Genomic DNA, 16,176 nt, shown 5'->3' with positions numbered 1-16,176 from the left:
GGATGAAGACACAACGTATTTTTGTGGCGGGCCATCGCGGGATGGTGGGGGCCGCCATCGTCAGACAATTGTCGCAACGAAATAACGTAGAGCTGGTGCTGCGTACCCGCGACCAGCTTAATCTGCTGGACGCCGGTGCGGTGCAGGCGTTCTTTGCCGCTGAACGTATTGACCAGGTTTATCTGGCGGCGGCAAAAGTGGGGGGGATTGTGGCGAACAATACTTATCCTGCTGATTTTATTTATGAAAATATGATGATTGAGAGCAACATTATTCATGCGGCGCATCTGCATAACGTGAATAAACTGCTGTTTCTCGGATCATCCTGTATTTATCCCAAACAAGCTACCCAGCCAATCGCCGAAAGTGAACTGTTGCAGGGGGCACTTGAACCGACCAATGAGCCGTATGCGATTGCCAAAATTGCCGGTATCAAGCTGTGCGAATCGTATAACCGACAGTATGGCTGTGATTATCGCTCGGTGATGCCGACCAATCTGTACGGACCGCATGACAACTTTCATCCGAGTAATTCGCATGTGATCCCGGCGCTGCTGCGCCGCTTTCATGAGGCTCGCGAGCAAAATACGCCGGATGTGGTGGTGTGGGGAAGCGGGACGCCAATGCGTGAATTTCTGCATGTCGACGATATGGCGGCGGCCAGTATCCACGTGATGGAGCTGGCTCAGGAAGTGTTGCAGGAATATACCCAACCAATGCTGTCGCATATCAACGTGGGCACTGGCGTGGACTGCACCATCCGTGAACTGGCCCAGACTATCGCGCAGGTCGTGGGTTACAAGGGGCGCGTGGTGTTTGACGCCAGCAAACCGGACGGCACGCCGCGAAAATTGCTCGATGTTACGCGTCTGCATCAGTTGGGCTGGTATCACGAGATATCTCTGGAAGCGGGGCTTGCCAGTACATATCAGTGGTTCCTTGAAAACCAGCACCGTTACCGGGGGTAAGCATGTTTTTACGTCATGAGGATTTTGCCACCGTTGTACGTTCAACTCCGCTGATTTCCATCGATTTGATCGTGGAAAACGCCCAGGGCGAATTTTTGCTTGGCAAGCGCCTCAATCGTCCAGCGCAGGGGTACTGGTTCGTGCCCGGCGGTCGGGTGCAAAAAGATGAACCGCTGCGCGCGGCTTTTGAGCGGCTTACTGAAGCTGAGCTGGGGTTACGTTTACCGCTGTCCGCTGCAGAGTTTTACGGGGTCTGGCAGCACTTCTATGACGACAACTTTTCCGGGGAAGATTTCTCAACGCATTACATCGTGCTGGGATTTCGTCTGCGGGTGTCGGAATACGACCTGCAACTGCCTGACGTTCAACATGACGCGTACCGCTGGCTGGCAATTGAAGAGATTCTGACCAGTGACCACGTGCATGACAACAGCCGGGCTTACTTCTGTGAGAAGAGTCAGGCCGGAGTACCCGGGCTATGAAGATCCTTGTGTATGGCATCAACTATTCGCCGGAGTTGACCGGTATCGGTAAATACACCGGTGAAATGGTGGAGTGGATGGCGCAACAGGGGCATGACGTACGGGTGATCACTGCGCCGCCTTATTATCCGCAGTGGAAGGTCAACGGTCGCTATTCATCCTGGCGCTATCGTCGTGAAGAGGGCGATGCCATCGTCTGGCGTTGTCCGCTGTATGTGCCTGAGCAGCCTTCTACGCTCAAGCGCTTGCTGCATCTAGGCAGTTTCGCCCTGAGCAGTTTCTTCCCGCTGCTGGCGCAGCGCCGCTGGAAGCCGGATCGCATCATTGGGGTAGTGCCGACGCTGTTTTGTACGCCGGGCATGCGCCTGCTGGCGAAGCTGTCCGGGGCGCGCACGCTGCTGCATATTCAGGATTACGAAGTCGATGCCATGCTGGGGCTTGGCATGGCGGGCAAAGGCAAGCGTGGCGCGGTGGCAAAACTGGCCAGCGCCTTTGAGCGCAGTGGGCTGTTGAATATGGACCATATTTCGACCATTTCTCGCTCAATGATGAATAAAGCGCAGGAGAAGGGCGTTGATGCACAGAAGGTCATTTTCTTTCCGAACTGGTCAGAAGTAGCGCGTTTTCGTGACGTGAACGATGCCGATGCTCTGGCGTTGCGCCAGCAACTGGGCTTGCCTGATGATAAAAAAATCATTCTCTACTCAGGCAATATCGGTGAAAAGCAAGGGCTGGAGAGTGTGATCGACGCAGCGGCCCTGTTGAGCGAACAGCCCTGGCTGTTTGTGATTGTCGGGCAGGGCGGAGGTAAAGCACAGCTGGAGAGTATGTCTGGCGAACGCGGCCTGAACAATGTGATGTTCTTTCCGCTGCAATCTTATGACGCGCTGCCTGCGCTGCTCAAGATGGCGGACTGCCATCTGGTGGTACAAAAGCGCGGTGCGGCGGATGCCGTATTGCCCTCCAAACTGACCAATATCCTCGCCGTTGGCGGTAACGCGGTGATTACCGCCGAACCTGAGACCGAGTTGGGTCAGCTGTGTGACGTTCACCCAGGCATCGCGGTGTGTGTCGAGCCTGAATCAGTGAATGCGCTGGTTGGCGGGATTCAACAGGCGCTAACCATGCCAAAAGTTAACACGGTGGCACGTGAGTATGCCGAACGCACGCTGGATAAAGAAAACGTGCTGAGCCAATTTATTGCAGATATTCGGGGTACATGATGAGTCAAAACAAACTCTTTCCGGTGGTGATGGCCGGTGGCTCGGGTAGCCGTTTATGGCCTCTGTCCCGCGTGCTGTATCCAAAGCAGTTTCTGTGCCTGAAAGGCGATCTCACCATGCTGCAGACAACGATTTGTCGTCTGAACGGTGTGGAGTGCGAAAGTCCGGTAGTTATCTGTAATGAACAACACCGTTTCATTGTGGCGGAACAGCTACGACAACTGCACAAGCTGACTGAGAACATTATTCTCGAACCCGCCGGGCGCAATACGGCACCGGCGATAGCGCTGGCCGCGCTGGCGGCAAAACGTCAAAGTCCGGGGGAAGATCCGCTGCTGTTGGTATTGGCGGCCGATCACATGATTGCCGATGAAGAGGCATTTCGAGAGGCGGTTCGCAATGCAATGCCGTATGCCAGCGCGGGTAAGCTGGTGACGTTTGGTATCGTGCCGGACCAGCCGGAGACCGGCTACGGCTATATACGTCGCGGCGAGGTTTCGCCGACCAATACCGACGCCGTGGCTTTTGAGGTGGCGCAGTTTGTTGAAAAGCCCAATCTGGAAACCGCGCAGGCTTACGTGGCGAGCGGCGACTACTACTGGAACAGCGGCATGTTTCTGTTCCGGGCCGGGCGCTATCTGGAAGAACTGAAAAAATATCGCTCCGACATTCTTGAGGCCTGCGAAAACGCCATGAGTACGGTTGATCCCGATCTCGATTTTATCCGCGTTGATGAACAGGCGTTTCTCGCCTGCCCGGAAGAGTCTGTGGACTATGCGGTAATGGAACGTACGGCCGATGCGGTGGTGATGCCCATGAACGCAGGCTGGAGCGATGTAGGCTCCTGGTCATCATTGTGGGAAATCAGCGCCCATACCGCTGAAGGTAATGTGCATCATGGTGACGTCATTAGCCATAAAACGGAAAATAGCTACGTGTATGCCGAGTCTGGCCTGGTGACGACCGTCGGGGTGAAGGATCTGGTGGTGGTGCAGACCAAAGATGCGGTGCTGATCGCCGATCGCAACGCGGTGCAGGACGTCAAAAAAGTGGTGGAGCAAATTAAAGCTGACGGACGTCATGAGCACCATATTCACCGTGAAGTTTACCGTCCATGGGGCAAGTACGACTCTATTGATGCCGGAGACCGTTACCAGGTGAAGCGGATTACCGTTAAACCCGGTGAGGGATTGTCCGTGCAGATGCATCATCACCGGGCTGAACATTGGGTTGTGGTGGCTGGGACCGCGAAGGTGACAATCAATGATGACATCAAACTGCTCGCTGAAAACGAGTCTGTCTATATTCCGCTGGGGGCTACCCATTGTCTGGAGAACCCGGGGAAAATCCCGCTCGATCTGATTGAAGTGCGTTCCGGATCTTATCTCGATGAGGATGATGTGGTGCGGTTTGCGGACAGATACGGGCGTACCTGATGCCGGATGCGCTGCGCTTATCTAGCCTACAACACCGTAGGCCCGATAAGCGAAGCTCGCCGGGAAATGCATTTAACACTCATTAAAAGGCTCATTAAGAGTCAGGGCCTCCTGTTGCCTGAAGAAGGGTAAATCATGACGAAATTAACCTGTTTCAAAGCCTACGATATTCGCGGCAGGCTGGGCGAAGAGCTGAATGAAGATATCGCGTGGCGTATTGGCCGCGCTTACGGTGAGTTCCTGAAGCCAAAAACGATTGTCCTTGGCGGCGATGTGCGCCTGACCAGCGAGACGCTAAAGCTGGCGCTGGCGAAAGGACTGCAGGATGCGGGGGTGGATGTGCTGGATATTGGCATGTCGGGCACCGAAGAGATTTACTTCGCCACCTTCCACCTGGACATTGACGGCGGTATTGAAGTGACCGCCAGCCATAATCCGATGGATTACAACGGAATGAAGCTGGTGCGGGAAGGGGCACGGCCCATCAGCGGTGATACCGGTCTGCGCGACGTGCAGCGCCTGGCGGAAGCCAATGACTTCCCGGCGGTTGATGAGACAAAACGTGGCCGCTACCAGCGCATTACTACCCGCGATGCCTACATTGATCACCTGCTGGGTTACATCAATCCCGCCAACCTGAAACCGATGAAGCTGGTGCTCAATTCCGGCAACGGCGCGGCAGGTCCGGTGGTTGACGCTATTGAAGCCCGTTTTAAGGCGCTGGGCGTGCCGGTCGAGTTCATCAAAATTCACAACACGCCGGATGGCAACTTCCCCAACGGTATTCCCAATCCTCTGCTGCCGGAATGCCGGGCAGACACGCGTAACGCGGTGATTGAACACGGCGCGGATATGGGGATTGCCTTCGACGGTGATTTTGACCGCTGCTTCCTGTTCGATGAAAAAGGTCAGTTCATTGAGGGCTACTACATTGTTGGCCTGCTGGCGGAAGCGTTTCTGGAGAAGAATCCGGGGGCGAAAATTATCCACGACCCACGCCTGTCCTGGAACACCGTGGATGTGGTGACGGCGGCAGGCGGTAAACCGGTGATGTCTAAAACCGGGCACGCGTTTATCAAAGAGCGGATGCGCCATGAAGATGCCATTTATGGTGGCGAAATGAGCGCGCACCACTATTTCCGCGATTTTGCCTATTGCGACAGCGGAATGATCCCGTGGCTGCTGGTGGCGGAACTGCTGTGTCTGAAAGGACAGTCGCTGGGCGAACTGGTCCGTGACCGGATGGTGGCCTACCCGGCGAGTGGTGAAATAAACAGTACGCTGGCAGAGCCGACGGCAGCGATTGCGCGCGTGGAGCAGCATTTTTCTCGTGAGGCGCTGTCGGTGGACAGAACGGACGGTATCAGCATGTCGTTTGTCGACTGGCGCTTCAATTTACGCTCTTCCAATACCGAACCGGTGGTGCGCCTGAACGTGGAATCGCGCGGAGATATTCCGTTGATGGAAGCGCGAACGCGCACTCTTCTGGCGTTACTGAATCAGTAATGCTGGTGCTTCCTTTGCCCGATTCTGGGCAAAGGGTGACTAACAGGAACCACGATGACACATCTAAAAAAGCGCGAACGCGCCAAAACCAATGCGTCGTTAATTTCGATGGTGCAACGCTTTTCAGATATCACCATCATGTTTGGCGGGTTGTGGGTAATCTGCGAATTAAGCGGTTTGCCTTTCCTGTACATGCACCTGCTGGTGGCGCTGATCACGCTGGTCGTTTTTCAGATGCTCGGTGGCATAACGGATTTTTATCGCTCCTGGCGCGGTGTCAAAATTTCCACTGAGCTGGTGCTGTTGCTGCAAAACTGGACGCTGAGTCTGATTTTTTGCGCAGGTCTGATCGCCTTTAATAACGATTTTGATAACCGTCTCGCTGTCTGGCTGGCGTGGTATCTGCTATCCAGCGTTGGCCTGGTGTTGAGCCGTTCGTTTATTCGCTACGGCGCGGGATGGTTGCGTAATCGCGGGTATAACACGCGCCGGGTGGCGGTGGCAGGGGACCTGCCCGCCGGACAAATGCTATTGGACAGCTTTCGCCATGAACCGTGGCTGGGATTTGAAGTGGCGGGGGTCTATCACGATCCTATCCCTGGAAAAAACTCCCGCGACTGGGCCGGTAATCTGCAACAGCTGGTGGATGACGCCAAAGCCTCACGTATTCATAACGTTTATATCGCCATGTCGATGAGCGATGGCGCCAGCGTCAAAAAACTGGTTCGTGAGCTGGCCGACACCACCTGTTCGGTGATCCTTATTCCTGATGTCTTTACCTTCAACATTCTGCATTCACGGATTGAAGAGATGAATGGCGTTCCGGTGGTGCCGTTGTATGACACGCCGCTCTCGGGAATTAATCGCCTGTTGAAACGTGCGGAAGATATCGTGCTGGCTTCGCTGATCCTGCTGCTTATTTCTCCGGTGCTGTGTGGCATAGCGCTACTGGTAAAACTGACCTCCAAAGGACCGGTGATTTTCCGCCAGACCCGCTATGGCATGGACGGAAAACCGATCAAAGTCTGGAAGTTTCGTTCGATGAAAGTGATGGAAAACGACGCGGTGGTGACGCAGGCGACGCAAAACGATCCGCGCGTTACCCCTGTGGGGAATTTCCTGCGCCGAACGTCGCTCGATGAACTGCCGCAGTTTATTAACGTGCTGACCGGGGGCATGTCTATTGTTGGGCCACGCCCGCATGCGGTAGCGCATAACGAACAGTACCGCCAGCTGATCGAGGGGTACATGTTACGCCATAAGGTGAAACCGGGTATTACCGGCTGGGCGCAAATCAACGGCTGGCGCGGTGAAACCGATACGCTGGAAAAAATGGAAAAACGTGTGGAATTTGACCTCGAATACATTCGCGAGTGGAGCGTGTGGTTCGATATCAAAATTGTTTTTCTGACGGTATTCAAAGGCTTTGTCAACAAAGCGGCGTATTAACATGAGTTTACGAGAAAAAACGCTGAACGGCGCAAAGTGGTCGGCGATTGCCACGGTGATCATCATTGGTCTGGGTCTTATCCAGATGACCGTACTGGCACGGATTATTGATAACCACCAGTTCGGGTTGTTAACCGTGGCGCTGGTGATCATCGCGCTGGCCGATACGTTGTCTGACTTTGGTATTGCCAACTCAATTATTCAGCGCAAAGAGATTGGCTATCTTGAACTGACCACGCTGTACTGGCTCAACGTGGGGTTGGGTATTGTGGTATGCGTGGCGATGTTTCTGCTGAGCGAGACGATTGCCAGCGTACTTAATAACCCAGAACTGGCACCGCTCGTCAAAACGTTATCGCTGGCGTTTGTGGTGATACCGCACGGGCAGCAGTTTCGTGCGCTGATGCAAAAAGAGCTGGCCTTCAACAAAATTGGCATGATTGAAACCAGTTCGGTACTGGCCGGTTTTACCTTTACCGTAGTCAGCGCCCATTTCTGGCCGCTCGCACTGACGGCCATTCTCGGGTATCTGGTAAACAGTACGCTACGTACGCTGCTGTTCGGCTATTTTGGTCGCCGGATTTACCGTCCGGGGCTGCATTTTTCGCTGGCATCCGTTTCGTCGAATCTGCGTTTTGGTGCGTGGCTGACGGCAGACAGTATCATCAATTACATCAATACCAACCTTTCCACGCTGGTTTTGGCCCGCACGTTGGGAGCTGGCGTGGCGGGCGGATTCAATCTCGCCTGGAATGTGGCGGTTGTCCCCCCGATCAAACTGAACCCGATTATCACCCGCGTGCTGTTTCCGGCGTTTGCCAAAATCCAGGACGACAGCGAAAAGCTACGGGTGAATTTTTACAAGCTGCTGTCGGTGGTTGGGATTATCAACTTCCCGACGCTGCTGGGACTGATGGTGGTGTCGAATAACGTGGTGCCGCTGGTATTCGGCGAGAAGTGGAACGGCATTATCCCCATCCTGCAACTGCTGTGCATTGTTGGGCTGCTGCGCTCGGTGGGGAATCCAATCGGTTCACTGCTGATGGCGAAAGCGCGGGTCGATATCAGTTTCAAATTCAATGTGTTCAAAACCTTTCTGTTTATTCCCGCCATTTTCATCGGTGGACATCTGGCCGGGGCAATTGGCGTGACGCTGGGCTTTTTGCTGGTCCAGGTGATTAACACAGTCCTCAGCTATTTCGTGATGATTAAACCTGTTCTTGGCCCCAGCTACCGCCAGTACATGCTCAGTCTTTGGCTGCCGTTGTATCTCTCCTTGCCAACCCTTGTAGTGAGCTATGCGCTGGGCGTAATGCTGCATGACCAGCTGTCGTTGGGCGTGTTGTTGGGGAGCCAGATAGCGGCAGGGGCGCTGGCGTTTGCGCTAATGATGGTGCTGTCGCGTCATCCGCTGGTGGTGGAAATAAAACGCCAGCTCTGTCGCAGTGAAAAAATGAAAACCTTGCTCCGTGCAGGATAAGAACAACGCTTTAAGAGGTCAAAATGAAACTATTAATTTTGGGCAACCATACATGCGGGAACCGAGGGGATAGCGCGATCCTGCGCGGTTTGCTGGATGCCATTAACGCGTTGCGTCCCGAGACTGAAGTGGATGTTATGAGCCGTTACCCAGTGAGCTCCTCATGGTTACTGAACCGCCCGGTGATGGGCGATCCGCTGTATTCGCAGATGAATCAACACAACAATGCAGTAGGTGTTATGGGGCGCGTGAAGAAAGTGCTGCGTCGTCGCTATCAGCACCAGGTACTGCTCTCGCGTGTTACCGACTCCGGTAATCTGCGCAATATCGCTATCGCCCAGGGCTTTACCGATTTTGTTCGTTTGTTGTCGCGCTATGACGCCATCATCCAGGTCGGCGGATCGTTCTTTGTCGATCTGTATGGTGTGCCGCAGTTTGAACATGCGTTGTGTTCGTTTATGGCGAAAAAACCGCTGTACATGATTGGTCATAGCGTGGGGCCATTCCAGGATGAGCAGTTTAATCAACTGGCGAACTACGTGTTTGGCCACTGTAATGCATTGATTTTACGTGAATCCGTCAGTCTGGATCTGATGAAGCGCAGCGCAATTACCACGGATAAAGTCGAAACAGGCGTAGATACGGCCTGGCTGGTCGACAATCATCATGAGGATTTTGAGCCAGGTTATGCGGTACAGCACTGGTTAGACATGGCGGCTAAACAGAAGACCGTTGCCATTACATTGCGCGAGCTGGCGCCTTTTGATAAGCGTCTGGGGACAACGCAGCAGGCCTATGAGCAAGCCTTTGCCGGGGTGGTGAACCGCATCCTTGATGAAGGTTACCAAGTGATTGCACTGTCAACCTGCACCGGTATTGATAGTTACAACAAAGATGATCGCATGGTGGCGTTAAACCTGCGCCAGTATGTTAACGATCCTACCCGATATCACGTGGTGATGGATGAACTTAACGATCTGGAGATGGGGAAGATTCTGGGGGCATGCGATCTGACGGTGGGTACTCGGTTGCACTCGGCCATTATCTCGATGAATTTTATGACGCCAGCCATCGCCATTAACTACGAGCATAAATCGGCAGGAATTATGCAACAGTTGGGGTTGCCGGAGATGGCTGTCGATATTCGCCATCTGCTCGATGGCAGTCTGGAAGGAAAGGTCGCCGATACCCTCGGACAGCTACCTGAACTGAACATACGGCTTGGGGATGCTGTGACACGCGAACGCGAACGCGGGGTACACATGGTGCAGTCGGTTTTAACGCGTATTGAGGGGGAAAAATGAAGATTGGCTTTTTCCTGCTTAAATTTCCGCTCTCTTCTGAGACCTTTGTACTCAATCAGATAACCGCATTTATTGATATGGGCTACGACGTGGAGATTGTCGCTTTGCAGAAGGGCGATCTTGAAAATACGCATGACTCATTTAATACCTACCGGCTGGGTGAAAAAACGCGCTGGTTGCTGAATGAACCGGAAAGCAAACTGGCGAAGCTGAAATATAGGGCGGCGGGGGCTCTGCACGGTCTCACCCGCGCAGCGACCTGGAAAGCGCTTAATGTTGCACGCTATGGCGAAGAAGCGCGTAATCTGATTTTGGCGGCCATTTGCGGTGGGAATCCGCGGGCGTTTGAAGCGGATGTCTTTATTGCTCATTTTGGGCCAGCAGGCGTAACGGCCGCTAAGCTGCGTGAGCTTGGGATGATCCGCGGAAAAATCGCCACGGTATTTCACGGCGTCGATGTTTCGCATCGGGATGTGCTTACCCGCTATACCCCTGAGTATCAGCAGCTGTTTCAACGCGGAGATTTGATGTTACCCATCAGCAATCTCTGGGCCGGACGTTTAAAAAACATGGGATGCCCGCCGCATAAAATCGCGGTTTCGCGTATGGGTATCGACATGACGCGTTTTACCCCTCGCCAACTGAAAGCACCAGCTGCACCGCTGGAAATTATCTCTGTCGCCCGGTTAACCGAGAAAAAAGGACTGCACGTCGCCATCGAAGCTTGTCGTCAGTTAAAAGAGCAGGGCGTTTCATTTCGTTATCGCATTCTGGGTATCGGCCCTTGGGAGCGTCGTTTACGTACGCTGATCGAGCAATATCAACTCGATGACGTGATTGAGATGCCCGGCTTTAAGCCCAGCCATCAGGTAAAGGAGATGCTTGAGCAGGCGGATGTATTTTTACTGCCGTCGATTACCGGAAGAGACGGCGATATGGAGGGGATCCCGGTGGCGCTGATGGAGGCGATGGCGGTGGGTATCCCGGTAATTTCAACTGTCCACAGTGGGATCCCGGAGCTGGTCGAGTCGGGTAAGTCTGGCTGGCTGGCACCGGAAAACGATGCGCAGGCACTGGCAGAGCGTTTAGCGGCATTTAGCCTGCTCGACAGTGAGCAGGTACAGCCGATTGTGCAGTGTGCGCGCGAAAAAATTGAAACTGAATTTAATCAGTTAGCGATCAATAAACAGTTAGCCAGTCTGCTGCAAACGATGTAAACCGAGGTTGTATGTCAGAGAAAAAACTCTCACGCCGTACTTTTCTGACGGCAGGCTCTGCGCTTGTCGTACTGCATTCTCCCGTTGTCCGGGCGCTTGAATCATCGGACAGTGTTAACATTCAGGATTACAACCCAAAGGATTGGGTCGCTTCTTTCCGGCAGGCGTTCAAAGAAGGACAAACGGTAGTCGTACCAAATGGACTGGAATGTAAGGATCTCAATACCGCTATCGTTATTCCTCCTGGCAAAACGCTACACCTGCAAGGCAGAATCAGCGGCAATGGCCGTGGTCGCTTTGTTCTGCAGGATGGATGTAAGGTAGTGGGTGAGCAGGGCGGGAGCCTGAGGAATGTTACCCTCGATGTGCGCGGTTCAGACTGTGTGATAAAAGGGATTGCCATGAGTGGTTTTGGCCCAGTGACACAAGTCTATGTCGGCGGCAAAACACCAAGGCTGATGCGCAATCTGGTTATCGATGATATTACCGTCACGCGCGCCAACTATGGGATCCTGCGTCAGGGCTTTCATAACCGGATGGATGGCGTAAAGATTACAAACTGCCGTTTTAGCGATCTACAGGGAGATGCCATTGAGTGGAATGTGGCGATCAACGACAGCAACATCCTCATTTCTGACCATGTCATTGAACGTATTAACTGTACCAACGGCAACGTGAACTGGGGCATCGGCATCGGACTGGCGGGCAGTACCTATGACAATTCCTATCCCGATGAGCTGGCGGTAAAAAACTTTGTGGTGGCGAATATCACCGGTACCGACTGTCGACAGCTAGTCCATGTAGAGAACGGTAAACATTTTATCATTCGTAATATCACCGCACGAAATATTACCCCAGATTTTAGTAAGAAAGCAGGTATTGATAATGCGACGGTTGCTATTTATGGCTGTGATAATTTCGTGATTGATAATATCAATATGGAAAATAGCGCAGGTATGCTCATTGGCTACGGTGTTATTAAAGGACGATATTTATCCATACCGCAGAACTTTAAGTTAAATAATATCCATCTGGATAACACGAAACTTGAATATAAATTACGCGGCATTCAGATCTCATCAGGTAATGCAACGTCGTTCGTGGCCATTACCAACGTGGAGATGAAGCGAGCCACGCTTGAGTTGCACAACCAACCGCAGCATCTTTTTTTACGTAACATCAGAGTGATGCAGCAATCCGCAACAGGACCCGCGCTCAAGATGCAATTCGATCTACGCCAGGATGTGCGCGGCAAGTTTATGGCTAAGCAGGACACCTTGCTATCACTGGCGAATATCCATGCGGTAAACGAAAGCGGGCAAAGTTCAGTTGACATTGACCGGGTAAGCCATCAGGTGGTGAATGTTGAAGCGGTGAATTTTCGACTGCCGGGGCAGGGGAGGTAACTTTGCGACCATTCCTGGCAAAAGTTGTACCCGCCTGGGATTAAGATTACTGCATTCCGCAGCTAAGCGGCGTAACATACGCGGCATCGGAGTAATGTAATTCATACTGGCTAAAACAAGCTAAAAAGCTATAATTCAGCAACAATTGAATAGGTGAATGACTTAATGATTAATTTGAAAGCAGTTATTCCGGTAGCAGGTCTGGGGATGCACATGTTGCCTGCCACGAAGGCAATCCCTAAAGAGATGCTGCCGATCGTAGACAAGCCGATGATTCAATACATTGTCGACGAGATTGTAGCTGCCGGTATCAAAGAAATCGTTCTGGTGACTCATGCGTCTAAGAACGCAGTTGAGAACCACTTCGACACCTCTTACGAACTCGAATCACTCCTTGAGCAGCGTGTTAAGCGCCAGCTCTTAGCCGAAGTGCAGTCTATCTGTCCTCCGGGCGTGACCATCATGAACGTCCGTCAGGCTCAGTTGCTGGGTCTGGGTCATTCCATCCTTTGTGCTCGTCCTATCATTGGTGATAACCCGTTTGTCGTGGTATTACCTGACGTTGTTCTGGATACCGCAAGTGCGGATCCGCTGCGCTACAACCTCGCTGCTATGGTTGCTCGTTTTAATGAAACCGGGCGCAGTCAGGTGCTGGCTAAGCGTATGGAGGGCGATCTGTCTGAATACTCTGTTATTCAAACCAAAGAGGCTTTGGACAACGAAGGTAAAGTCAGCCGTATCGTTGAGTTCATCGAAAAACCGGATCAGCCGCAAACGCTGGATTCCGATCTGATGGCCGTAGGACGCTATGTGCTTTCTGCTGATATCTGGGCAGAGCTGGAAAAAACTGCTCCAGGTGCCTGGGGACGTATCCAGTTGACGGATGCCATTGCAGAGCTGGCTAAAAAACAGTCTGTTGATGCTATGCTGATGACAGGCGACAGCTACGACTGTGGTAAAAAGATGGGCTACATGCAGGCATTCGTTAAGTATGGGCTGCGCAACCTTAAAGAAGGGGCGAAGTTCCGTAAGGGCATTGAGAAGTTGTTGAGCGAGTAGAAGATGTTCACGTCTTTGTGATGTATGCCCGAAAAAAGAGCGGCAGTTAACATTCCGGTGTCTATGCTTTATGCAGCGGAGTGTTACTGTCGTTTTTTATATGAAAAGCAACTAATTATAATAAGTTAACCTACTAAGTTTAATCTGTTTTTTGTTGGGTTTTTCCTTGTTTCTGTCAGCATTTGGTAAGACAATTAGTGCTTGATTTTGGCGTCTTTGCCTGAGTTGGCAGTGACCATCATCTTTGGAATCTAGCTAGTGATCTGGTAGCTGTAAAGCCAGGGGCGGTAGCGTGCTTGATCGTGAAGGCATATCGATGCCTGATCTTTCTAAACGTAATTCTGAACTTTGTTGATTAATAAACGATCAGAAAAAGCAAAACTGCATACACTTCCAGTAGATTTCATTTTTATAAGATTAATATTTAATTTACTACAGTCAAAGACGTTGTAGGAAAAGACGTTAAGCGTCTAAAAAGCTAATGAGAGAAATTTTATATGTTTAAAAATAAGGTTTTGTTAATTACAGGTGGTACAGGTTCTTTTGGGAATGCGGTTTTAAGAAGATTTTTAGATACGGATATTGCAGAGATTCGTATTTTCAGTCGTGATGAAAAAAAGCAAGACGACATGCGAAAAAAATATAATAACTCGAAATTGAAGTTTTATATTGGCGATGTCCGTGACTATCAATCAATCTTAAATGCAACTCGTGGTGTAGATTTCCTTTACCATGCAGCGGCCTTGAAGCAAGTACCATCTTGTGAATTCCATCCCATGGAAGCAGTAAAAACGAACGTGTTAGGTACTGAAAATGTACTCGAGGCTGCAATTGCAAATGGTGTGAAACGTGTTGTCTGCCTGAGTACAGATAAGGCAGTTTATCCTATCAATGCGATGGGTATTTCCAAGGCTATGATGGAGAAAGTTATCGTAGCTAAATCCCGAAATGTTGATAAGTCTAAAACCGTAATTTGTGGTACTCGATACGGAAACGTTATGGCTTCGCGCGGTTCGGTTATTCCATTATTTGTGGACTTGATTAGAGAGGGTAAACCTCTGACGATTACTGACCCAAATATGACACGTTTCATGATGACTTTAGATGATGCGGTTGATCTCGTATTATACGCCTTTGAACATGGCAATAATGGTGATATTTTTGTTCAAAAAGCACCAGCTGCAACAATTGAAACATTGGCTATTGCACTCAAAGAACTGATGGAGATTCCAGAACATCCTGTACATATTATTGGTACCCGCCACGGTGAAAAATTGTATGAAGCATTACTGAGCCGTGAAGAAATGGTCGCTGCTGAAGATATGGGTGAATATTACCGTGTTCCACCTGATCTTCGAGACCTCAATTATGGGAAATACGTAGAACAGGGCGATCAGCGAATTTCGCAAATTGAAGATTATAATTCACACAATACAGAACGTCTTGATGTAGAAGGTATGAAAAAATTATTGCTAAAATTGGCTTTTATTAGAGCTATTTGCGATAAAAAAGAATATCAACTGGATGAATAATATGAAGATTGTCATTACTGGTTCTAATGGGTTCATCGGAAAAAATCTGCGTGTCCATTTACGTGAAAACGGGTATGACGATGTAATTTGTATCGATCGAGACAACTCACTTGAGCAGCTTGATGAAGCATTGCAATCTGCGGAATTTGTTTTCCATCTTGCTGGGATTAACCGCCCAACAAGTGATTCAGAGTTTTATGAGGGCAATGCTAACTTAACTGATTACATTGTAAATAAATTAGTTTATTTTGGTAATAAAACTCCTTTACTCATAACTTCATCAATTCAAGCTGAACTCGACAACCATTACGGAAAAAGTAAGGCGGCAGCAGAATATTCAGTAAGCAAATATGCGAAAGAGACTGGCGCAAAAACGTATATTTATCGCTTACCTAATGTGTTTGGAAAATGGTGTAGACCTAACTATAACTCAGCAGTTGCAACTTTTTGCTATAATATTCTTAACGGGTTAGACGTGACTATAAATAATCCGGATGCCCCGCTAAAACTGGTTTATATTGATGATGTCTGCAAATCATTCGTTGATTGCTTAAAAGGCAAAGTTGATGAGAAAAGCGCAGAAGTCACACCTGTTTATAGTACGAGTGTCGGTAACGTTGTTGACACCATCAGGTCATTTAAGAATAAGCAGCATGGCCTGCTAATCGACCACGTTGGTACCGGTTTAACCAGAGCGCTGTATGCAACTTATCTGAGTTATTATTCTCCCTCAGAATTTGCTTATTCAGTCAAACGTCATAGTGATCCTCGCGGGACGTTTGTTGAAATGCTCAAAACCAAAGAGTCTGGTCAGTTTTCATTTTTTACTGCACATCCTGGCATTACAAGAGGTGGGCATTATCATCATACTAAAAATGAGAAATTCTTGGTTATTAAGGGCAAAGCAAAATTTGCATTCAGACATATTGATTCGAATGACTATTACGAAATATTTATTGATGGAGATGAATCGAAAATAGTCGAGACTGTTCCTGGCTGGTCGCATGACATCACGAATATTGGTGATGATGAAATGATAGTCATGCTCTGGGCAAATGAAATTTTTGATCCTGAGAATCCTGATACAGTTAACTATAAAATCTCTGATGAGTAA

At 50.4% G+C, this 16,176-nt stretch carries 13 protein-coding genes; all 13 read left to right on the top strand.

All coding sequences use genetic code 11. The features are described 5' to 3' along the window. Window positions 1–2: 2 nt before the first annotated feature. The 13 genes from fcl to wbjC all read left to right on the top strand — a co-directional run bounded on the left by fcl (window position 3) and on the right by wbjC (window position 16,176). A complete protein-coding gene (fcl, locus tag C2U43_RS16705; RefSeq protein ID WP_103285525.1) occupies window positions 3–968 on the top strand; it encodes a GDP-L-fucose synthase in 966 nt (321 codons plus the stop codon). Window positions 969–970: 2 nt separating this feature from the next. Then, a complete protein-coding gene (locus tag C2U43_RS16700) occupies window positions 971–1,450 on the top strand; it encodes a GDP-mannose mannosyl hydrolase (RefSeq protein WP_103285524.1) in 480 nt (159 codons plus the stop codon). After that, complete coding sequence (wcaI, locus tag C2U43_RS16695; RefSeq protein WP_103285523.1) at window positions 1,447–2,673, top strand: colanic acid biosynthesis fucosyltransferase WcaI; 1,227 nt, start codon at window positions 1,447–1,449, stop codon at window positions 2,671–2,673. The genes C2U43_RS16700 and wcaI overlap by 4 nt, the downstream gene beginning before the upstream one ends. Further along, window positions 2,673–4,109, top strand: a complete 1,437-nt coding sequence (gene cpsB / locus C2U43_RS16690) for a mannose-1-phosphate guanyltransferase (protein WP_048225800.1) — start codon at window positions 2,673–2,675, stop codon at window positions 4,107–4,109. Before wcaI ends, cpsB begins: the two co-directional genes overlap by 1 nt. Before the next feature lie 135 nt (window positions 4,110–4,244). Continuing rightward, window positions 4,245–5,615: a colanic acid biosynthesis phosphomannomutase CpsG gene (gene cpsG / locus C2U43_RS16685; RefSeq protein ID WP_103285522.1), complete on the top strand. Its 1,371-nt coding sequence runs from the start codon at window positions 4,245–4,247 to the stop codon at window positions 5,613–5,615. 54 nt (window positions 5,616–5,669) lie between these two features. Then, complete coding sequence (wcaJ, locus tag C2U43_RS16680; protein ID WP_008785190.1) at window positions 5,670–7,064, top strand: undecaprenyl-phosphate glucose phosphotransferase; 1,395 nt, start codon at window positions 5,670–5,672, stop codon at window positions 7,062–7,064. 1 nt (window position 7,065) lies between these two features. Beyond that, the gene (wzxC, locus tag C2U43_RS16675) at window positions 7,066–8,544 is read left to right on the top strand and encodes a colanic acid undecaprenyl disphosphate flippase WzxC (RefSeq protein WP_103285521.1); all 1,479 of its coding nucleotides are present in this window, start codon (window positions 7,066–7,068) and stop codon (window positions 8,542–8,544) included. A 23-nt stretch (window positions 8,545–8,567) separates the two neighbouring features. Next, window positions 8,568–9,848, top strand: a complete 1,281-nt coding sequence (gene wcaK / locus C2U43_RS16670) for a colanic acid biosynthesis pyruvyl transferase WcaK (RefSeq protein ID WP_103285520.1) — start codon at window positions 8,568–8,570, stop codon at window positions 9,846–9,848. Beyond that, entirely contained in the window at window positions 9,845–11,065 is a 1,221-nt protein-coding gene (gene wcaL, locus C2U43_RS16665) for a colanic acid biosynthesis glycosyltransferase WcaL (protein WP_103285519.1), read from the top strand. The genes wcaK and wcaL overlap by 4 nt, the downstream gene beginning before the upstream one ends. An 11-nt stretch (window positions 11,066–11,076) precedes the next feature. Beyond that, complete coding sequence (gene wcaM / locus C2U43_RS16660; RefSeq protein ID WP_103285518.1) at window positions 11,077–12,471, top strand: colanic acid biosynthesis protein WcaM; 1,395 nt, start codon at window positions 11,077–11,079, stop codon at window positions 12,469–12,471. 165 nt (window positions 12,472–12,636) lie between these two features. After that, window positions 12,637–13,530 (top strand): UTP--glucose-1-phosphate uridylyltransferase GalF, encoded by an 894-nt coding sequence (gene galF / locus C2U43_RS16650; protein WP_103285517.1) that lies wholly within the window; start codon window positions 12,637–12,639, stop codon window positions 13,528–13,530. Between the two features lie 497 nt (window positions 13,531–14,027). Next, complete coding sequence (gene fnlA, locus C2U43_RS16645; protein WP_071444763.1) at window positions 14,028–15,062, top strand: UDP-N-acetylglucosamine 4,6-dehydratase/5-epimerase; 1,035 nt, start codon at window positions 14,028–14,030, stop codon at window positions 15,060–15,062. 1 nt (window position 15,063) lies between these two features. Next, window positions 15,064–16,176, top strand: a complete 1,113-nt coding sequence (gene wbjC, locus C2U43_RS16640) for a UDP-2-acetamido-2,6-beta-L-arabino-hexul-4-ose reductase (protein WP_071444762.1) — start codon at window positions 15,064–15,066, stop codon at window positions 16,174–16,176.

The organism is Citrobacter freundii complex sp. CFNIH9 (assembly GCF_002903305.1).
In the GTDB taxonomy this organism is placed as follows: domain Bacteria; phylum Pseudomonadota; class Gammaproteobacteria; order Enterobacterales; family Enterobacteriaceae; genus Citrobacter; species Citrobacter portucalensis.
The sequence above is the reverse complement of the archived record's forward strand: the minus strand, read 5'-3'. Positions and strand labels throughout refer to the sequence as shown.